This window comes from Enterococcus sp. AZ191 (genome assembly GCF_051713845.1).
GTDB classification, from domain to species: domain Bacteria; phylum Bacillota; class Bacilli; order Lactobacillales; family Enterococcaceae; genus Enterococcus_B; species Enterococcus_B durans.
In genome coordinates this window covers 1165576-1187174 of the sequence record NZ_JBIOQS010000001.1, presented here as the reverse complement: position 1 = coordinate 1187174, position 21599 = coordinate 1165576, and the positions used below count along the sequence as shown (strand labels likewise).

Sequence of the window (21599 nt, the reverse complement as noted above, 5' to 3'; positions counted from 1 at the left end):
AACATAGCACGGAAACTGTCACTCAAACTTAAGCCCTATTTTTAAAAGGTTCAGTAAATAACGCGTTATTTGCTTATTTTAATCAGCTATTGACTACTATTCCAAAAATCTAGATGACTTGTTGATGTCTATCTGTAATAATCACTGGATTCTCTCAAATAATGAAAAAAGAGCATGGGGCAAAAGTAAGAAATACTTTTGCCTCACGCTCTAAAAAATGAATAATCGGCGGGAGCAGAAGCAACTCCTTTGGAAAATAAGCCGAAATTCACAAAAATTTGAAAAGCAATTTCCGTGAATCGCTTCTTATTTCTCGGAGTTGAATACTTCTGTTCCGGCCTCTTTTTGCTAGCTTGTTTATTTTACGTATTCGTTGACAAGTTCAACGACTTCTTCCATTGTGTCGCACTCCTTCAAAGCACGATCAGCAAGTTCAGCCATCTTCGTTGTGTCTAAACGTTTCATTAAACTACGTGTTTTTAAGATAGATGTCGCACTCATTGAGAACTCATCTAATCCCATACCTACAAGTAAAGGAACAGCGGTTTGATCTCCAGCCATTTCTCCACACATACCAGCCCATTTACCTTCAGCATGTGCTGCATCAATCACGTTTTTGATCAAACGTAAAATTGAAGGGTTATAAGGTTGATACAAGTAAGATACACGTTCGTTCATACGGTCAGCTGCCATTGTGTATTGAATCAAGTCATTCGTACCTACTGAGAAGAAGTCAACTTCCTTCGCAAACTTATCTGCTAAGACAGCTGCTGCAGGGATTTCAATCATGATGCCGACTTGGATCGTATCAGATACTTCCACGCCTTCGCTCACTAATTTTTGTTTTTCTTCTTCAAAGATTGCTTTCGCTGCACGGAATTCTTTAAGAGTCGCTACCATTGGGAACATGATGCGTAAGTTTCCATGAACAGATGCACGTAACAATGCGCGCATTTGTGTACGGAACATTTCGTCACCTAATTCAGACAAGCTGATACGTAGCGCACGATAGCCTAAGAACGGATTCATTTCATGAGGTAATTGTAGATAAGGTAATTCTTTATCGCCACCAATATCCATTGTACGAACAACGACTGGTTTACCATCCATTCCTTCAAGAACCGCTTTATACGCTTCATATTGATCATTTTCAGTAGGGAAGTCAGGAGAATCCATGTACAAGAATTCTGTACGGTAAAGTCCTACTGCTTCACCACCATTGTTGTGAACACCTACTAGATCTTTTGGTGTACCAATATTTGCGGCTAACTCAAAATGCTTGCCATCAGCTGTAACTGTTTCAGCATTTTTTAGTTTGTCCCATTCTGCTTTTTGAGCAGCGTAATCAGCACCGATTTTTTCAAATTCAGCTTTTTGTTCGTCAGTTGGGTGAACAATTACATCGCCTTCAATCCCATTGACAGCCAAAATGTCGCCTTCTTTGACTTTAGCAGTGATTTCTTTTGTTCCAACGATTGCTGGAATTTCTAAAGAACGAGCCATGATGGCAGAATGTGAAGTACGTCCGCCGATATCAGTTACAAACGCTTTAACATATTTGCGGTCTAATTGCGCTGTATCACTAGGAGTCAAATCATGTGCAACAACGATCACTTCTTCGTTGATCATTGATGGATTTGGTAATGTCACTCCTAATAGATGTGCTAAAATACGTTTTGCAACATCACGGATGTCTGCCGCACGTTCTTTCATATATGCGTTGTCTTCCATCGCTTCGAACATACCAATATACATATCAGTAACTTCTTTTAGCGCTGATTCAGCGTTTACACTGTTATCTTTGATACTTTGTTTGATTTGGCCAACCATTTCTGGATCTGAAAGAACCATCAAATGAGCGTCAAATACTTGCGCTTCTGCTTCACCTAAGCTTTGCGCTGCTTTTTCACGAATTTGCTGCAATTCTTCAGTAGAGTTAGCTAAAGCATCATCTAAACGAGATTCTTCGGCAGAAGTATCTTCTACTGTTGTCTTACTGAATGTTAAATCCGGTTGAACTAGCAGGTAAGCTTTTGCAACGGCAACTCCGTCACTAGCGGCAATCCCTTTTAGCATTTCAACCATTATTCAGATAAGCCTTCTTTCTTCATTGTTTCAACGATAGCTGCCATTGCATCCGCTTCGTCAGCACCTTCAGCTGTGATAGTAACATCAGAACCTTGGCCTACACCTAAAGACATAACGCCCATGATAGATTTCAAATTTACTGATTTACCTTTATACTCTAAGTTTACATCAGAGTTAAATTTGCTTGCTGTTTGTACTAATAATGTAGCTGGACGTGCGTGGATCCCAGTTTCTGCTACTACGTGAAATTCTTTCTTTTCCATATTAATCGGTCTCCTTTAAGTGAGTGTTGTTTTTATGTGAGGGTTTTCTTTTTTAGCATTCATTAGGAACGCTAAGAAGTAGTACCCTTTCATCTGTAAAGATTACCATTTTTTGCCGACAGATACAACAGTTTTCATTTAAATTCACACAAAAGTGTATAAAAATATTTCATATGTTTTTTAAAAATGACAGCGGATATCATAACATCAATAAGAGCTATGCGTTCACTCTAACCATGGAAGTAATTTTCAGAACGAATTTTAGATCGTCGTTGAATGCCGTTCTATTCCTTATTCTATCAGCATCACTCCAATACTATTCACTTTTCTTCTCAAATCAAACTAAATACTTGCGTCGGTTAATAAATTTAGTATAATAGAACTCAAAGGTCAGGAATGGTCAACTACATTTTCCACCTTTCTTAACTACCTATAATAATGAGGGTTATTCTTTTACCTTAGCAAAAACAGGTTGTAAAATAGAAATGTAATCAACTGAAAGGACGTGAATCATTTATGCTTTGTCAAAATTGTGGTAAAAATGAAGCAACGATCCACTTATATGCAACAGTAAACGGTCAGCGAACACAGCTGGACTATTGTCAAAGTTGTTATCAAAAAATCAAAAATCAGCAAAATGGAGGTCTGACAAGTATGGCCCAAAATGATCCTTTTGGTTTTGGCAGTTTAGACGATCTATTTCGATCAATGTCACGCCAAATGCAACAACAAGGAAACATGGAACAAACACCACCAACTCAATTTGGTGGAAACAACAATTTCAATGGCGGGCAACCACCTCAAGGAAATACAGATGGCTTACTCGGTGAATATGGTATCAATATCACAGAACAAGCACGTCAAGGAGACATCGATCCAGTGATCGGCAGAGATGATGAGATCAAACGGGTCATTGAGATCCTAAATCGTCGGACCAAAAACAATCCTGTATTGATTGGTGAACCAGGTGTTGGTAAAACAGCAGTAGTCGAAGGGCTTGCACAAAAAATCGTCGACGGTGATGTTCCACAAAAATTAATGGATAAAGAAGTCATTCGGTTAGATGTCGTTTCCTTAGTTCAAGGTACTGGTATCCGTGGTCAATTTGAAGAACGTATGCAAAAATTGATTGAAGAAATTAAGCAAGCAGAGAATGTGGTCTTGTTTATTGATGAAGTCCATGAAATCGTTGGTGCAGGTTCTGCCGGAGATGGAAATATGGATGCTGGAAACATTTTGAAACCTGCCCTTGCCCGTGGTGAACTTCAAATGGTCGGTGCTACAACTTTAAATGAGTACCGAATCATTGAAAAAGATGCAGCATTAGAACGACGCATGCAACCAGTCCGAGTAGACGAACCTACAGTGAAGGAAACAATCAGTATCCTAAAAGGATTGCAAAAACGTTACGAAGATTATCATCATGTCAAATATACAGATGAAGCAATCGAAGCCGCTGCTATTTTATCGAATCGTTATGTCCAAGACCGATTCTTACCAGATAAGGCCATTGACTTATTAGACGAAACTGGTTCAAAGAAAAACTTAACGATCCAAATCGTTGATCCTAAAACGATCGATAAGAAGCTTCAAGAAGCAGAAGAACAAAAGACTCAAGCTTCAAAAGAAGAAGATTTCGAAAAAGCAGCTTATTATCGTGACCAAATCAACAAATTGCAAAAAATGAAAGAACGCCAATTGACAGATGAAGAAACACCTGTCATTACTGAAAAAGATATGGAAAAAATCGTCGAACAACGTACAGGTATTCCTGTTGGCGAATTAAAAGAAAAAGAACAAACACAATTGAAAAATCTTGCAAGTGATTTAAAAGCACACGTCATTGGGCAAGATAATGCAGTGGATCGAGTAGCAAAGGCCATTCGCCGCAATCGTGTTGGTCTAAATAAAAAAAATCGTCCAATCGGTTCGTTCCTATTTGTTGGCCCAACTGGTGTAGGTAAAACTGAGTTAGCGAAACAATTAGCCTTTGAACTATTCGGTTCTGAGGATTCAATGATTCGTTTCGATATGTCTGAGTACATGGAAAAACATAGTGTGTCTAAATTGATTGGTTCTCCTCCAGGTTACGTTGGATACGAAGAAGCAGGCCAATTGACTGAAAAAGTTCGTCGTAATCCTTACAGCTTGATTCTCTTAGATGAAGTGGAAAAAGCACATCCTGATGTGTTGCACATGTTCTTACAGATCCTAGATGACGGCCGACTAACAGATGCACAAGGGCGAACAGTCAGCTTCAAAGACACGATCATCATCATGACAAGTAATGCTGGTACTGGAAAAGTAGAAGCAAATGTTGGTTTTGGTGCAGCAAGAGAAGGTGTCACTCGCTCTGTCTTGAATCAATTGAATAACTACTTTACTCCTGAATTCTTGAACCGTTTTGATGGCATCATTGAATTCAATGCATTATCGAAAGAAAACTTGATGACGATCGTCACTCTAATGCTAGATGATGTAAACAATATGTTGGCAGCTCAACAACTACACATTGAAGTACCAACAAATGTAAAAGAAAAATTAGTCGATTTAGGATATGATCCTTCAATGGGTGCTCGCCCTCTTCGTCGAACGATCCAAGAACAGATTGAAGATGGTATTGCCGAATTCTACTTAGATCATCCAGCTATCCACGATCTAAAAGCAAAATTAGATAAAGATGGTAAAATCGTTATCACATCAAAACCAGAACGTTTGGTCAAAGAAGAAACCGAAGCCGAATAATTCTGGTGGATTTAACAAAGCAGAACGCCTATTCTACCCCATTATGGGACAGAATAGGTGTTTGTTTTTTCTATAGAAATCAAAATACTGTTCATTTGATTAAAAAAAAATTATAATTAACTAAGGTTGTATCTAAAAACTACATAAATGAGGTGAGCGCCATGAAATTTGTTAATGTAACGAATAGCCATTCACGTTTAGTATTAAATCAATTAGAGAATACTGATGCTCATATGGTAAAAGTGTATACTGCAGGAAATACGACAATTGTCTATACTGAAGCCCCTGAACATAATGAAATCTTGCTGATCAATGAAAATCGAAAAGTACAGCCAAAAGAAATTGAAGAAGTAAAAAAATATTTCTTGAAAAAAATCCATGACGCTGTGTATCATGAAGAAGAAATCAAAGTCATCGAATTAGCTGGGTTAGTGGAGATTTCTATACCTAAACATCACTTGGATACTGAGTTTGCAATGTAAAGACTATTAAATAGAGCAACTCCTTGAAAGTCAGATTGACTTTCAAGGAGTTTTTGTATGTAGATGTTTCTTCATTATTCTTTTCGAAGTCGCCACACTTCTTACTTTGTTCCCTGTCGATTTTTCCGCCTCTTTTTTCACTTTCTTTTCTTTTTGGACAATTGAGCGTACTTCTCTGAGAAGCCATTCATTTTGATCCCAGTCTTCTATATCCAACATTCGGCAAAGACGTTGCATTTCTAATTTCTTTTTTGCAATCCTGTCTTTACGTTGTTCCTCTGTCTCCATAATCTTTCACCTCATCTCTTCTATAGGTACGCAAATCAATTGTAATTCACCTAAAGAATAAAGATTTATTTATTTTTCTCAAATTAAGAAAAAACTCCTTCCCGATTTATCGGAAAAGAGTTTTTTCTTTTATAATAAGCTTTTCAGTTTTACATCTGGGTATTTATCTGCGAACCAACGCTCCGCAAACTGATTCTCAAATAAGAACAATGGTTGATCAAAACGGTCACGCGCTAAGATATTACGACTTGAGCTCATTCGTTCATCTAAATCTTCAGGATCGATCCATCGAGCAATTTTATGCCCCATCGGTGACATGATGACTTCCGCATTGTACTCATTCAACATTCGGTACTGAAATACTTCAAATTGTAATTGTCCCACTGCACCAATGATATATTCTTCAGTCAAATACGTTTTGTATAATTGGATTGCTCCTTCTTGGACCAATTGATAGATTCCTTTATGGAAAGATTTTTGTTTCATCACATTTTTGGCAGTAACTTTCATGAAAAGTTCTGGTGTAAAGGACGGTAATTCTTCATATGCAACTTTTAATTTTCCTTCATATAAAGTATCCCCTATTTGGTAATTCCCTGTATCGTAAACTCCGATGATGTCACCTGCTACAGCTTTTTCGACATTTTCACGTGAATCAGCCATAAATTGTGTCACGTTGCTCAATTTTAATTTTTTACCTGTACGCTCCAATGAAACATCCATTCCATGTTCAAATGTACCAGAACAAACACGAACAAATGCGATGCGGTCCCGATGTGCTGGATTCATGTTTGCTTGAATTTTAAACACGAAGCCTGAAAATTCTTCTTCATAGGGGCTAACAGTTTGTTCATCTTGTGTCTTGTGACTATAAGGAGATGGAGCTAATTCCACGAATGTTTCTAGAAAAGTCTGTACACCAAAATTCGTTAACGCTGAGCCAAAGAATACTGGTGTTTGATCCCCGCGAGCAATTTTCTCTTCATTGAATGAATCCCCTGCTTCTTTGAGCAATTCAACTTCTTCAAGTACTTGTTCATATAATGAATTTTCTGTTAGCGGATGTCCATCTGATAGTAAGCCATCTTCATCTAACTCGATCAACCGTTCATCGTTATAGTTTTCCGGACGATAAAATTCGATACGGTTGTGATGGATATCGTATAATCCTTCTAGGCCTTTCCCCATGCCGATTGGCCAATTCATTGGATAAGATTCGATATCTAACAACTCTTCTAATTCTTCTAAAAGTTCCAAAGGCTCGCGACCATCACGATCGAGTTTATTGATAAATGTAAAAATCGGAATGCCCCGTTTTTTAACAACTTTGAATAGTTTTTTTGTCTGAGCTTCGATCCCTTTTGCACTATCGATGACCATGACTGCGCTATCCACTGCCATCAATGTACGATACGTATCTTCTGAAAAATCCTCATGTCCTGGTGTATCCAGGATGTTGACTCTTTTTCCATGATAATCAAATTGCATCACTGAACTCGTAACAGAGATGCCGCGTTGCTTCTCGATCTCCATCCAGTCAGATTTAGCAAAATTACCAGTCTTTTTTCCTTTAACTGTTCCTGCTTGGCGAATCGCGCCACCGAATAATAATAATTGTTCAGTAATCGTTGTTTTCCCTGCATCCGGATGGGAAATAATGGCAAAAGTACGCCGATTGTCCACTTGTTGTTTTAACTCTGGATTATTCATAGTTTAACTCCATTCTTTCATCTTTTATTTAATGTTCCTCTAGATCCTCTAGAGTGTGGGACAAAAGTAAGAAACACTTTCGTCTCAGCCTCTTCTTTTCACAACTAAATCAGTATAGCATGGATTAAGTGATTGAAAAAGCCATGACATCAAGATTTCTTGCGAAATTGATTTATACGTTCAAAAAAGAATAGACATGCTGCTCTTACGCAACACATCTATTCTTACAAGTCATATTTCTCTTCAAACAATAACTTGTTTATCTTCTTGGTTCGTCATCTTCAAATTCTTTTCTGAAATAGCGACGTTCCTCATCAGGTTCTGCTTCCATTTCTTCTGGATCATGGAATAGCACTCGAATCTTCAATATTCTAGAACCTTCCATTTCTTCAGAAATCAACGTGATGTTGTCAACATCAAAGGACAGTTTCTCACCTTCATCAGGAATCATTCCTAAGGCTGTGATCAAGTATCCAGCCATAGTATCAACATCGCTCATGTGCAGATCACTATCAAAGGCTTCGTTGAATTCATCGATCAGCATGCGTCCTTGGATAAGGTATTCATGTTCATCTACTTTTTCATAAAGGTTTTCGACTTCGTCTGATTCATCATCGATTTCCCCAACAATTTCTTCTAACAAGTCTTCTAATGTTGCCAAACCTACTACGCCGCCGTATTCGTCAAGCAAGATTGCCATTTGATTTTGTGTTTTCTTCATTTCATATAAAAGATCATCAATAAATATCGTTTCTGGGACAAACAATGGTTCTTGCATGATCTTTTGTAGATCTAAATGATCAAATCCAAATTTATGTGCGGCTTTCAATAGATTCTTCGTGTGCAAGATTCCGACTACTTTATCTTTATCTTCATTATATACAGGAATCCTTGAATAATTTTCTGATAAAACTTCATTGACATTATCTTCAACGGAGTCGTTGATATCGATCATAAAAGCATCTGTTCGAGGAACCATCACTTCGCGTGCAACTTTGGTATCTAAAGAAAAAACGCCCTGTAACATTTCTAATTCTTCATTGTTCAGTACGCCTTCAGTCTCCAGCATATACCGCATTTCATCTCGGGTCATTTTCGAATCTTCGTCGTCAAAAGTCATCGGTGTGATCCTTGCTAACAAACTAGTTGAAGCAGATAAAAGCCAAACGAATGGTTTAGCGACTATACCGATCGTACGAATCATTCCAGAAGTAAAATTCGCTACCTCTTCTGACTTGTTCAACGCGATACGTTTTGGATACAATTCTCCAAATACAATGGATACATAGGTCAAAATAGCTAATACAATGATGTTGGCAATGTTTTTAGCTGCCACTCCACCACCTAAGACAGGGGCTAATCGTTCTGACAGTGTATTGGCTAATGATGCACCAGATAGGATATTGACTAATGTAATCCCTACTTGGATCGTTGACAGGAAGTTATTTGGGTTCTGCAATATTTTTAAAAGCTTTTGAGATTTGGTATCTCCTTCTTCCGCCTTTTGCTCGATTCGATTTTTATTGATCGAAACCACTGCAATCTCGGAAGCAGCTAAAAAAGCATTGATCAAAGTCAAAATGATCAGTAATAAAATTTGCGCTAACAGCGACTGACTCTCAGGGTCAGCATTCATAATCGCATTCTCTCCTTATAATTTAAAATTTTTAGTTTACGATAGAAAAAAAGCGTGACTAAAAAGATAGCCACGCTAAAATGTTATCACAAAGGCATTTCCTTTGCAATAAAAACAAATGTTTATATCCGTTACTTTCATTGTTCACTCAGAATTCACATCACAAAGTTGTTGCGATTTTTTTCTTATTTTCGTTTTGTTTATCTTCTTTGACGATCTTGATAACATAAGAAATAATCGTCTTGCAGATTGCATAAAACGGTACACCTAAGAAGATACCCATTAAACCAGCAATATTCCCTGCAACCAGTAGAACAATGATGATCGTTAATGGATGGATATTCAATGATTTACCAATCACATTTGGATAGATGATATTCCCGTCTAATTGCTGCACAATCAATACCACGACACAACAAAGCAATGCTTTAACTGGCTCGTTGAAGACTGTAACTAGAAATGCGGGAGCTAATCCTAGATAAGGACCCAAATATGGAATCAAATTCGTTAGCCCTGCAATCACTCCGAAAAGAAACGCATAATCTACACCAAGAATCATGTACCCTAAAAACGTAAATGTCCCAACGAACAAACACTCAATTGCCTGTCCACTGATATAGTTCGCTAATGTTTTATTTAATTGCCCAAGCAATTCCATGATTTGTTCTCTTCTTTTTTCTGGAAAGAACTGTTGGATATTTGGTACTAATTTTTCACTATCCTTCAGCATATAGAACAAAACAAATGGGACTGTAATAATCACGATCGTAGCAGAAGCAATTGTTCCAACGATCGAGCCAAGACTAGTTGATACTCCGCTTAAAAATTGTTGGATGATCGTTCCATATGAAATATCTAGTTGTTCAAAATATTTATTGATATTTACTTCCTTGAAGATCGGTAAATCAGATACTTGTATCAACCAATTTTCAACCTGTTTGAGAAAATCAGGTATGTTAGAAGCTAATGAAGAAATTTGCTGGATCAAACTTGGGATGACACTCAGCAAAATCCAGATGATTGCTGCTACTAATAAAAGTAACACGATCGCCACTGCCCAGACACGTTTGATTTTTGCTTTCATCAACAGTTTTACAATCGGATTTAGTAGATAATACAGAAATCCAGCAGTCAAAACTGGCGCGAATAGCGTTGAAAAGAATGTCCCAATCGGTTGAAAAATAAAATTGATTTTTGAAGAAACGAAAATCAATGTAGCTAATATGAGTAGTTCACAAGACCAAAACATTAGTTTTGATTGTTTTAATTTTTCAAACAATGTTTTTCCCCTTTCGTCTTTTTTACCAGTATATAGCATATTGGTAAAAATTTCTTTTATTCTTACTAAAATTTGTTTTTTTTTTATCTACTTTTCAATTATTTTTCTTTAAAGTATACTAGAAAAAATGAAAGGTGGCTACAAGATGAAAGTAGTGCAAACAAAAGATACCTTGAGTACTATCTATCTCGATGCGGTTCGCATCAGAAATCAAGTTTTCGTCGTCGAGCAAGGTGTCCCCCTAACAAGAGAAATAGACAAAGATGAGGCCCATTGTGTCCATTTCGTTCTTTATTCAGATGAAAAAAAAACTTGTGGCACGGTCCGACTGCTTCCATTGGAGAATGGGAAAATGAAGTTACAACGCATGGCGATCTTAACAGAGTATCGTCACCAAGGACTAGGCAAGATTTTGGTTGAAGAAGCCGAAGCATTTTCAAAAAAGCAAGGTTACAACACGATCTTACTTGGCGCTCAATCAACAGCGGAAGCCTTTTATGAAAAATTGGGCTTTCAAGCATATGGTGAACCTTTTGAAGATGCTGGCATGCCGCATGTCCATATGAAAAAAGAATTTTGACCAACCAAGTATAAAAATCACGAAAAAACAGTAAGCACAAAGACATGATCTTTGTCTTACTGTTTTTCTTTCTACTTGCGCGACAATTGCTTGTAACGGTTATACCAAATATCAATATAGCCTTCGGAGAAAGGGCCATCACCATTATTGATCCAGTCAACCAAGATCTTCACATTTTCTTTTAGGATAAAGTCGATATCATTTGGATAATTCATCATTTGGCTATGCATCTCATATTCATCGACATCTAGTAATCGTTTTTCACCATCAGGAAAAACTTTGATATCTAAATCATAATCAATATACTTTAGTGCCTCATCGTCCAGCAAAAAAGGTGAAGCTAGATTACAATAATAGGAAACCCCCTTTTCTCGAATCATTGCTATTACATTGAACCAGTATTTTTTGTGAAAATAAACGATTGCTGGTTCTCGAGTTACCCAACGCCGGCCATCAGACTCTGTTACAAGAGTGTGATCATTAACACCGATCATTGAATGCTCACTTGTTTTTAATACCATGGTATCACGCCACGTTCGATGCAATTTGCCGTCATGTTTATAACTTTGGATCGTTACAAACTCGCCTTCTTTTGGGACTCCCATAGCAACCCTTCCTTACGCAGCATCTCATGCTTTGTGTTTGGGTGTTCATTACACCGACATCGTAATTATTATATCAATAAAAAAGTGCTTTGCCTAGAAAGGATTACTATTGTTTCGATTTTTCTCAAGTTGTTCCAACAATTTGACTTGAACTTTCGGAAAAGCAACGTCATTAAATCCATTGGGATTTAACCAGCGTGCGTTTTTCGTTTCACTTAGTACATTTTCTGAATGTGTGGGCATACGACCATAAAAAAGAAGCACATGCCATTTCAAATGGCTGAAAAGATGGGTTACTTCTCCCAAATGACGCTTTTGCCAAATCAGCTCATCAGAAAAAGCAAAGGGTAGTATATGCCCTTCTTCTTCCGCCACAAGTGACTCCGCAAATAAGTCAGGTTCATATGATTGCGCCCACTCTTCTTTTAAAAGATGGTATGTTTCTTTTGTCACTTCTAGCATCGGAAATGTCCACATTTTTGCTAATAATTTTTGTGTATGCCTTTCTTCAAAATAATAGGCCCCCGCTTCATTCTGGATAGCTGCACAAATATAATAAATGTCTTTTGGTTTTTCCTTTTTTGTTTTTATTGGATACTGTTGTTGCTTTCCTTCCTGTTCTGCCAGACAAAAAGCCTGGATAGGACATTTATCACAAAGTGGTGAGGTGGGTGTACAAATAGCTGATCCTAGATCCATCAATGCTTGATTGAACTCACCTGGATGATTCTCATCAATGATACTTCGCATCGCTTCATCAAAGGTTTTTCTACTCGATGCTTTTGCAATATCTTCTTCAATACAAAATAGCCGACTGACTACCCTCATGACATTTCCGTCGATTGCTGGCTCAGGCAAACCAAAAGCTATACTCGAAATTGCACCAGTCGTGTATGGACCGATCCCCTTCAATTTACTTATTTCTTCCGGCGTGCGAGGCATTTCCCCGCTATATTCAGTCATAATTTGTTTTGCCGCAGTTTGGATGTTTCGGACTCTCGAATAGTAGCCAAGTCCTTCCCAAGCTTTAAGCAGTTTTTCTTCTGGAGCATTTGCTAGCGATTCGATTGTGGGGAACCACTCCATAAAACGATAGAAATAATCAATCACTGTATCAACACGCGTTTGTTGAAGCATGATTTCAGAAATCCAAATTCGGTAAGGGTCTTGGTTGTAACGCCAAGGAAGGTTACGCTTTTCTTTTTCGTACCATTCGATAAAGATCATTTGGAATTCTTTTTTCTGCTCACTTGTCCATTTTCCCCATTCTTTATTCACATTCTTCTTCCTTTTCTGTAATAAAACGTTGGATCATCTCTAGATCAAATCCTTTTTGATATAAACTTTGTTTGATTTTCATTTTTCTTTTTTTCGGTTCGAATCGTAAATTTTTGCGCCACAATTTTTCTCCCTGCGTTACTAAAAGATCATATTCTTGCTCCTGATCTACTTCTTGTGGCAGATTTGCTATTGCTTGTTGGATGGCTTCTTGTGTAAATCCCTTTGTTAAAAGATTTTGTTGGATCTTTCTTATAAGCTCCTTGTGGCTTTTCCCATGATTTTTATGATACAGCTTTTCCGCCACTTGCATAGCAATCGTTTGTTGATCTGTATCAGGATATTGAAACAACGCCTGCTCGATTATCTCTGGCTTCAAACCCTTTTGTTGTAATTGTTGTGCTAATTTCTTGGGCCCTTTATCACTTAACCTGACATTGGTTCGTACAAAACTTTCTCCATAAACCAAGTCATTGATCAAATCCAATTCCTTTAACCGTTCAACGATTTTATTGCGGTCTTCAAGATTGATTTCTTTATCTTTTAAATACGTTCTGATTTCTTTTTCAGAACGCAGTTGATAACTCAAGTAATTGAGGGCTTGCTGAAAGCCAAAATCAAAGCCACTACTCTTTCTTATCTCTTGTAGCGTTTCATCAGTCAACTCTTGACCCTTCAATAAGCGATAGCGAACTAAAATATCTTCCGATACTCGCAACACATCTCCTTCAGATAAATCAACTTGATAAAAAGGACCCTTGCCCTTGCTGATTCTAGTAACAGTTATCATCGACTCTCTCCCTTCGAACATATATTCCTATAATACCATAGAAAATCCCCATCTTTTCTTTTTATATGTTAGAATAAAGCCACACTATTAGAAAAAAAGGAAGATACTTATGACAGAAACTATTGTCAAAAATGGCCAGACCATCCCTTTGAAAATCAAACGTTTAGGCATCAACGGTGAAGGTATCGGTTACTTTAAACGATTGATCATCTTTGTTCCTTACGCCCTTCCCAAAGAAGAAGTACTTGTGAAAATCACAAAGGCTACACCTCGTTATGCAGAAGGACAGCTTGTTAAAATAAAAAAAGAAAGTAAGGATCGGGTAGTTGCTCCATGTCCAGTCTATTATGAATGCGGTGGCTGTCAGTTACAGCATTTAGCGTACCATGCACAACTTGACTTCAAAAAAGACTTACTTTTGCAATCTCTTGAAAAATTCAAACCAGAAGGATACCGTTCCTATCAACTACGGCCTACGATCGGAATGCCTGATCCTTGGCACTATCGTAACAAGGCTCAATTTCAGCTAAGAAAAAATAAAAAAACCCAAAAAATAGAAGCAGGACTGTATCAAGCAAATTCGCACGAACTTGTGCCATTGGCTGATTGCTTAGTCCAAGAACCAAGAACACAAGAGGTTATGAACACAGTAGTGACCCTTTTGAATAAGTATGATCTTCCTATTTATGATGAAAGAAGCAACAGCGGTATCTTCCGAACAATCATGGTCAGAGTCGGAATCAAAACAGGCGAGTTACAAGTGGTCTTTATTACTCGAAGTCGGAAATTCCCTCAAAAAAATGCACTCATTCGTGAGATCAATCAAAGATTACCAGAAGTTGTTTCGATCATGCAAAATGTGCAACCAAATAAAACTTCCCTAGTGATGGGTGATGAAACCCTTCATTTATGGGGGAAAGAGGCAATTGAAGAGCATATCAACGAAGTGACATTCGATCTTTCTCCTCGTGCTTTCTTTCAATTGAACCCGCAGCAAACAGAAATTCTCTATGGCGAAGGAATCAAAGCATTAGCTATCCAACCAAACGAAACGATCGTTGATGCCTATTGTGGAGTAGGAACGATCGGGTTAAGTGTAGCAAAACAGGCGAAAGAGATCCGTGGAATGGATACAGTTCCTCAAGCTATTGCTGATGCCAGAAAAAACGCAGAACGTTTGGGCTATCAGAACACACGCTATGAAGTAGGAACAGCCGAAGAATTATTACCAAAATGGCTAAAAGAAGGATTTAAGCCAGATGGTATCATCGTTGATCCGCCAAGAACTGGACTTGATCCTCAATTGATTCAAGCAATCTTAGCCTATCCGCCAACTAAACTTGTCTATATTTCCTGTAACGTCTCAACACTGGCACGTGACCTTGTTGAATTAAGCAAAAAATTTCAGGTCGATTATCTACAATCTGTTGATATGTTCCCTCAAACTGCCCGTTGTGAAGTTGTTGTAAAGCTAACAAAAAAATAGACTTAATCGAAAAAGATCGAGACAGAAGTATTTCATCCTGAAAGTAAGAAGGAATTACTCCCACCCTTTTTCGTATTTGGAACGAGGTCGAGACAAAAATTGTTTAGGTTTGAGAAATCGGAGAGAAAAACGAACAATACGTTTTTGTATTGCTCGTTTTTTTTTGAAATTTCCGAAAAAACTGACTTTTGGATGCCGTTTATTTGAGAGAGGCTGGGACAGAAGTGTTTAACTCCGAGAAATAAGAAGAAATAAACGAAAATTGTTTTTCAAATTTTTGTGAATTTCGGCTTATTTCCGAAGGAGTTGCTTCTGCTCCCGCCGTTTATTCAAGAGTCTGTAACAAAACTGATTTTTATATTTGTCCCACGTTCGTTTATTTTTTGCTGACAGTCTTCAATGCACGAAATAAGGTTTGAAGCTGTCCTTTGAATGACATGACTTGTTCAAAGATATCCTCTCCGTCGTTCAACATTTTCACAGTGACCCAACCTAATGATTCTGTAATTGCACTAGCAACAGTCGCATTGATAGCAGCTCCTGTAACTGTTCCAACAGCTGGCACAAATTTCACGAGATTTCCCACCGCACTTCTGCCTAGGCTAACCACCACTAATTCTTTTGACAAACTTTTTCCAAGACTTTCAGACCATGGCTGGCCGAATAGCTTATGCAAACGAGCCATCATTGTCAACTGAACCGGAACCAATAAAAAAGCATCTGAAAATGGAATAGGAGAACATCCAATGATCGCTGCTGTCAATGAAGCAGCATGAATGATACGATGGCTTTTTTTTCGAGTGATTGGATCTACCCCTTTTAAAAAATCTTCGAACACATGGTCAAATTTCACTTGATTTTTCTCCAGAATCGTTTCGGCCACTTTTTTTGATTTTTCGTACGTATTCAAAATAACCTTGGATGTCTTTTGTGGGATTTTTTTAAGTACTTCAGAGAAAAAAGAGTCAAATTCTTCTTGGTCTAATTCCTCTGAAAGTAATGGATCAACTTCCTGTTCTTTATTCTTTTCTTTACTAACTTTTGCTTTTTTCTTTAACAATCTCATCGCTCGATTCCTCCTTATTACTGAAAACATTCTTCTTTATGGATTGAAAAGAAGAACACTAATTCTCTGTATATGCCAAAGGTGACCAAAAAGGGAAATTAGCTATTTTGATACATCCAAAGCTTCAATATATACATAGTGATTTCCTATTTGTTTCTTTAAGCGAGATATTTTCCTGATGTCCGTGTAGTTCCATGATACAATAACCTATTACTGAACCAAAATCATTGACTCACAAAAAAAGCGAGAGAAAAGTACACTCACTTTTCCCTCACTCTATAGGATTGAATAAACTATTGGAACAATAGAAACTCCTTGAAAAATAAATGAAGACTCACAAAAATTTGAAGTTACGTGCATTCTGACCTATTCATTTAGGAGTAGCACTTCTATCCAACCTATTGATATTTACTTATTATTGGATATTTACATCAATTGCTTGATAAAAAGCATTGGTGGTATCGCTGATATTCCACACAGCTAAAATCACATGGTAGCCTTTGCGATCTTGCGGAACAGTGATTGTTTGATTGACGATTTTAGGTGGTACAGTTGCTTTATCATCAATTTGCGCAATCAATTCAAAATCACTGATTTTCAATGGTGCATTAGGATTCCAACCTGTTTTTGTTATATAATAATCCCATGTGCTTGTTAGATGTTGCGCAGTTAGGTTCCATGAAATAGTCAAATTACCAGGATTGATCACATTTTTATGCCATCTTGTTGCCGTTTGCTCATCCAATGGTTCAAACCCAGTGACTCCAGCACTTGCTAATTTTCCATCAATAAATGTATTTTTAGATGCTTCGATACTTTGTGGCTCCCACTGTGCACGCCCAACATTTTGATTCAAATTACCCGCTGCTGCCGTACCAAAATAAGCACGGCTTCCAGGGGAAGTGACATATCCATGTGCAAATCCAGAAGTACCGAATCCAAACAACCCTAACATGACTACACCGACAAACAATAAGACATTAAGCTTCTTCATGAATGAACCTCCTATTAGTTGATAGGTTCATCGTAATCGTTTTCTTTATCAATGACAAACATTATGCTTTTATGATTTTTAACTGATTTTTTCCCATAAAGCTGGTACGATATCTGGTGTCCAGCCAGCAATTGATGTATGTGCTTGTAAGCAGCGATAACTAGATCCACCATAAGTTACGATACTTCCAATACTGTAGGCTTGATTAGTTGTCCAAGTATTCCCTTGGCTATCTTCATCCAATGTTTTAACAGTGATTGCTTGACTGAAATCAGATGATCCATATTGGTTGATTGCTTTGACTTGATAAGTGTAAGTTGTACCAGCATCTAAATTATTATCTTCAAATTCATTCGTTTCACTGACACCTATACGAATGCCGTCACGATAAATAGCATAGTACATCACTTGTTCATTCGGCATATTTTTCACCCATGTTAACGTTAATTTATTTTGCAGAATATTTTTAGCTGTCAATTGAAGTGGCACAGAAGGTACTGGTAACTGGCCTTCCGTTTCATCATTAGTTTTAAGCGACAAAATAGCAGAATGTTCTGACTTATTCCCCGTTGTGTCTACTGCTTCTACCGTATAAGAATAGTTCGTAGCTGGTTTTAGTCCTTTATGAAGGAAATTTGGTACTTTACTTGTTCCCACCAAACGATTTTCTTCGTAAATATTATAATGAGATACTTGAACATTATCTGTGGATGCAGTCCATGACAATGAGATCGAATCAGAGGAAGCCACTCCATGTAAATCAGTTGGTGTAGACGGTTTTTCAAAATCTTCTGGTGACGGAGTATCTTTGCCAAATTGTTGAGCGACCGTTAAAAATTCATATTGGTTTTTGACTTTACCTTGTCCACCATCCACCATTGCATCTCGGTTCATTGACCAGTAAGAAACCATACCGATTTTCTTTTCTTTTGCATGTTGGATAACTTTATTGAGCATTGCTGTTGTAAAATACGGATGTGCTTCGCTTTCAAATCCAATCGAAGGCGTTGTTCCTAGTCTTGCATATGCTTGTTCATCTGTTAACATCGTGTTGGTGAAACGCTTGTAATAATCCTTCAATTGAACCATCGTATTGTCTATTGCATCTAAAGAACCTTGTGCGTAGTCAGGAACGACACTGCCATAACACATCGTCATCAAATTAACTGTAGTTAGCTCTACTCCTGCCTCTAAATAGGCTTGTAGTACAGCCAATCCTGTCGAAATCAGCCCAGTATCCATAACTGGTAAAGTCAATGTCACTTCTACACCTGTTTTTTCTTGGACTTGCCTGATCGCTTTTGCATTTGCTAAATTTTCTTGATAGCCCATTGCTGCCGCTTCTACATCGAAATCGACTCGAGTGAGGCCATAGCCCTGGATGATTTCGGTGTATGAATTAGCTAAAATAGAAATATCTTGTGTCGTTTCCCAAAAAGCACCAGAATTCAATCCACCAAAAGAAATCGCCACATCGCCACCGATTCCTCTCAATTCACGAATTGATTTTTTGATTCCTTCATATTGCCATTGATCATTGTCACTCTCGCTTAGTCCATTAAATCCACCCCAAGCCCAGTCAATTCTGTCATTTTTAACTCCTTTTGCTTGCATGAATCCTAAGTTAAAGAATTTTTGCCCTGTCTTCTTTGCAACTGCTGCAAGATCTAGTGCACCATTGCTTGAAAGATCTTCTTTTGAGCTATAGGCAGTCATGTCCACAAAAGGAGCGACCACTTGATCTCCCCACTGAATACCTTGACCAACCCCAAAATCTGCTTGTTGTTTACTACTTTGTTCTGTTGCCAATGTTTCCTCTGCATTTAACAATAACGGTGCAATCAGCAAACTACAAAGCGCCGCTCCTACAAATAATCTTTTAAACTTTTTCTCCATTTTCCCACTCCTATCATATTTTTGTTATTAAAAATATTTATGTAACCGATTACATATAAATGATAACATTTAGAAAATAACAAATAAAACAATATTAACGTTATTTAATTTATTAAAGTCAAATTCTAACTTTAGCATGATTGTTGCTAAAAATCAGTTTAAAACTAAGAAAGAGTAGTACAAAAGGAAGAGATACTCTCACATTAATGGCTGATTTTCAAAACGTCAAATACTTCTATCTAGCCTTCAACTAAAATAATAGCTAACCGAATGATTGCTTTTACCTTTTGGATCCCCAGAGTAAATTTGAGTATGTCTGAAATGTTCATGGTAAACTTAAATTATAGAAGGGAGATAATAAAATGGTTATATTAAAAGATTTTCGTTTTTGGTTATGTACAGTGGGAATCGTTATCCTAGGATTTATATCAGGGCTACTTAGTGGCAATCCTGGAAGTTACTATTATTCATTAGACTTGCCTCCGTTCGCGCCACCAAGTTGGATCTTCGGGCCGATGTGGACAGTACTCTATATCTTAATGGGTATAGCACTATACTTTTTAACGCAAATGGATGAGAGAAAATTAAAGCGTAAACTTCTTACACTATTCGTTATCCAATTTATCTGTAACTTTCTTTGGTCTGCTTTATTCTTTAATTTGCAAAGTAATTTTATTGCCGCTGTCGATATCACTATCCTAGTCATTATCTTAACGATCTTACTCTATCATTTATGGCTACATTTTCGTTTAGTGATGTGGTTACTTGTTCCATACTATTTATGGGTGCTATTTGCTACCTTGTTGAATTATTCTATTTACTTTTTGAATTGATAGCCTTCATTTTTTGCATAAAAAGAAACACTCGCGGGAGTTGAACAAACGCGAGTGCATCTTTTTTAATAGCCATTTTGGTCGTAATTTTGATCGTAGTTCTGATCATAATTTTGATTATAGTTCTGATCGTAATTCTGACCATTATCTTGGTACCCATTTTGGGTCGTATCATTATTGTATTGATTGTCATACTGACTCGTATCTTGAGAATAATAGCTTGAACTGCTATTGGTAGTTCCAGCATCCGTGTTTTCTCCATCCGAACCATCTGAGTCATCATAGAACATGTAAGACGCGTTATCGTTCTTTAAGTTTGGCAATGTATCACTTGTCTTGATCTCTAATTGTTTTTTCAATTCATTTTGGATAGCTAACAGATCATTTTGACCTAGTATCTGATAATAAATATTATCGATCATTGCATCTTTTCCTTGCAATTGATCTTGTTTGATCGTTTCAAAAGCAGAGGTATAATTTGTGGCTACATCCAACATGTCATCCCAGTCTAAATCGGTAGTGACATTTTTTTCAACAGCTTTTAATATTTTACGATAATTGCTTACGCCGTCTAAACTTAGCACTTTGTTCACGATCTTGGTAACTACTTCACGTTGTCGTGCTTGTCGGCCAACATCCCCTTTAGGATCTTCATGACGCATCCGAGAATACGCTAATCCTTTTTCTCCATCTAATGTTTGCTTACCAACTGGTACATGCACCCCATCTAGAGTGAAGTCGATTTTGTTGTTTACTTCGATTCCCCCAACCGCATTGATCAAATCTTCCATACCGTCTAGATTGATCGTTACATAATGATCGATGGGAATATCTAATAATTGCTCGATTGAATTCATTGCCATATCAACGCCACCAAACGCATAGGCGTGATTTAACTTATCCACTGTGCCGTAACCAACGATATTCGTATAAATATCGCGATCTAAACTGATGATTGTTGATTTTTTTTGTTGTGGATTGACGGTAACCACCATCATCGTATCCGAACGACCTTGTTCTGTCCGACCAAGTCCACCCGTATCTAGCCCTAAAAGTAGCACAGAAAAAGGTTCCTTATCATCAATATTGACTTTATTGTCACGCTTAGTCGATAATCGATTCGATTGTTTAGATATTTGACTTACTGTTTTACTTGCTTCTCCCATGAACTTGATTCCATAAGCTGAGATTCCGCCAATCAGAATAACAAGAACTCCTAAAAAAGCTAAAATAACTTTTTGCCACCGCTTCATAATACACCTCTGTCTCACATTTTCGTTAAAATATTTTCTCACATAACTAATAATTCAGCAATTCACTTAGTTAATCATAATAAAACTTTAAATAATAATTACAAGAATTACAAGGATAACTGATTTATATGTATTTTTTCAAAATTCTTAAACTATCATACCATAGCATTTGTTTAGAGAAAAGTAGCAATTCTAGTCTTTCAAAGCGCTTTTACATATTTCGGTTAAAATAGATAGATTATATTTATACTTTTTTTAGTCAAAAAAAGAAACGTTGTCTTTAACCTGGACATTGTCTCTTCTTTTTTAACCTATTAAACACTAACT

At 37.2% G+C, this 21599-nt stretch carries 18 protein-coding genes and 1 pseudogene; 6 read left to right on the top strand and 13 right to left on the bottom strand.

Annotation, left to right across the window (positions count from 1 at the left end; translation table 11 throughout):
* Positions 1–357: 357 nt before the first annotated feature.
* Together ptsP and IGI47_RS05695 are read right to left on the bottom strand one after the other, a co-directional pair.
* Positions 358–2085, bottom strand: a complete 1728-nt coding sequence (gene ptsP / locus IGI47_RS05700) for a phosphoenolpyruvate--protein phosphotransferase (RefSeq protein ID WP_438783595.1) — start codon at positions 2083–2085, stop codon at positions 358–360.
* Positions 2085–2351: a phosphocarrier protein HPr gene (locus IGI47_RS05695; protein WP_002287602.1), complete on the bottom strand. Its 267-nt coding sequence runs from the start codon at positions 2349–2351 to the stop codon at positions 2085–2087. Before IGI47_RS05695 ends, ptsP begins: the two co-directional genes overlap by 1 nt.
* Before the next feature lie 516 nt (positions 2352–2867).
* Here IGI47_RS05695 and IGI47_RS05690 point away from each other — a divergent pair.
* The gene (locus IGI47_RS05690; protein ID WP_311931144.1) at positions 2868–5096 is read left to right on the top strand and encodes an ATP-dependent Clp protease ATP-binding subunit; all 2229 of its coding nucleotides are present in this window, start codon (positions 2868–2870) and stop codon (positions 5094–5096) included.
* A gap of 161 nt (positions 5097–5257) precedes the next feature.
* Positions 5258–5578: a DUF1827 family protein gene (locus IGI47_RS05685; protein WP_005876308.1), complete on the top strand. Its 321-nt coding sequence runs from the start codon at positions 5258–5260 to the stop codon at positions 5576–5578.
* 42 nt (positions 5579–5620) lie between these two features.
* On the opposite strand, the gene IGI47_RS05680 is transcribed toward IGI47_RS05685, so the two are convergent.
* The 4 genes from IGI47_RS05680 to IGI47_RS05665 all read right to left on the bottom strand — a co-directional run bounded on the left by IGI47_RS05680 (position 5621) and on the right by IGI47_RS05665 (position 10491).
* Positions 5621–5866, bottom strand: coding sequence for a hypothetical protein (locus IGI47_RS05680; RefSeq protein WP_104661290.1), 246 nt, complete (start codon positions 5864–5866; stop codon positions 5621–5623).
* 129 nt (positions 5867–5995) lie between these two features.
* Entirely contained in the window at positions 5996–7576 is a 1581-nt protein-coding gene (locus IGI47_RS05675) for a peptide chain release factor 3 (protein WP_438783593.1), read from the bottom strand.
* Between the two features lie 259 nt (positions 7577–7835).
* Positions 7836–9212: a hemolysin family protein gene (locus IGI47_RS05670; protein WP_005876315.1), complete on the bottom strand. Its 1377-nt coding sequence runs from the start codon at positions 9210–9212 to the stop codon at positions 7836–7838.
* Positions 9213–9372: 160 nt separating this feature from the next.
* Positions 9373–10491, bottom strand: coding sequence for an AI-2E family transporter (locus IGI47_RS05665; protein WP_311931147.1), 1119 nt, complete (start codon positions 10489–10491; stop codon positions 9373–9375).
* 145 nt (positions 10492–10636) lie between these two features.
* Here IGI47_RS05665 and IGI47_RS05660 point away from each other — a divergent pair, with 145 nt between their 5' ends.
* A complete protein-coding gene (locus tag IGI47_RS05660; RefSeq protein WP_311931149.1) occupies positions 10637–11071 on the top strand; it encodes a GNAT family N-acetyltransferase in 435 nt (144 codons plus the stop codon).
* Between the two features lie 71 nt (positions 11072–11142).
* Here the strand turns inward: IGI47_RS05660 and ntdP are convergent, their stop codons facing one another.
* The 3 genes from ntdP to recX form a co-directional block, all read right to left on the bottom strand.
* Positions 11143–11676 (bottom strand): nucleoside tri-diphosphate phosphatase, encoded by a 534-nt coding sequence (gene ntdP / locus IGI47_RS05655; RefSeq protein WP_005876322.1) that lies wholly within the window; start codon positions 11674–11676, stop codon positions 11143–11145.
* Between the two features lie 93 nt (positions 11677–11769).
* Positions 11770–12954 (bottom strand): A/G-specific adenine glycosylase, encoded by a 1185-nt coding sequence (gene mutY, locus IGI47_RS05650; protein WP_438783592.1) that lies wholly within the window; start codon positions 12952–12954, stop codon positions 11770–11772.
* Positions 12947–13744, bottom strand: coding sequence for a recombination regulator RecX (gene recX, locus IGI47_RS05645; protein WP_311931151.1), 798 nt, complete (start codon positions 13742–13744; stop codon positions 12947–12949). The genes mutY and recX overlap by 8 nt, the downstream gene beginning before the upstream one ends.
* A gap of 109 nt (positions 13745–13853) precedes the next feature.
* Between recX and rlmD the strand changes: the two genes are divergently transcribed.
* Positions 13854–15230 carry a 23S rRNA (uracil(1939)-C(5))-methyltransferase RlmD gene (rlmD, locus tag IGI47_RS05640; RefSeq protein WP_438783591.1) on the top strand — a complete coding sequence of 459 codons (1377 nt, stop codon included), beginning with the start codon at positions 13854–13856 and terminating at the stop codon, positions 15228–15230.
* Positions 15231–15443: 213 nt separating this feature from the next.
* Positions 15444–15563: pseudogene (locus tag IGI47_RS05635) on the top strand (DUF3788 family protein); the annotation flags it as partial.
* A gap of 43 nt (positions 15564–15606) precedes the next feature.
* Here the strand turns inward: IGI47_RS05635 and IGI47_RS05630 are convergent.
* From IGI47_RS05630 to IGI47_RS05620, 3 genes are all read right to left on the bottom strand, one after another.
* Positions 15607–16296: a YcjF family protein gene (locus IGI47_RS05630; RefSeq protein ID WP_438783590.1), complete on the bottom strand. Its 690-nt coding sequence runs from the start codon at positions 16294–16296 to the stop codon at positions 15607–15609.
* A 415-nt stretch (positions 16297–16711) separates the two neighbouring features.
* Entirely contained in the window at positions 16712–17290 is a 579-nt protein-coding gene (locus tag IGI47_RS05625) for a lytic polysaccharide monooxygenase (protein WP_438783589.1), read from the bottom strand.
* Between the two features lie 78 nt (positions 17291–17368).
* Positions 17369–19186: a fibronectin type III domain-containing protein gene (locus tag IGI47_RS05620; RefSeq protein WP_438783588.1), complete on the bottom strand. Its 1818-nt coding sequence runs from the start codon at positions 19184–19186 to the stop codon at positions 17369–17371.
* A gap of 362 nt (positions 19187–19548) precedes the next feature.
* Here IGI47_RS05620 and IGI47_RS05615 point away from each other — a divergent pair, with 362 nt between their 5' ends.
* The gene (locus tag IGI47_RS05615) at positions 19549–20019 is read left to right on the top strand and encodes a TspO/MBR family protein (protein WP_438783587.1); all 471 of its coding nucleotides are present in this window, start codon (positions 19549–19551) and stop codon (positions 20017–20019) included.
* A 65-nt stretch (positions 20020–20084) separates the two neighbouring features.
* Here the strand turns inward: IGI47_RS05615 and IGI47_RS05610 are convergent, their stop codons facing one another.
* A complete protein-coding gene (locus IGI47_RS05610; protein ID WP_438783585.1) occupies positions 20085–21272 on the bottom strand; it encodes an LCP family glycopolymer transferase in 1188 nt (395 codons plus the stop codon).
* Positions 21273–21599 lie beyond the last annotated feature (327 nt).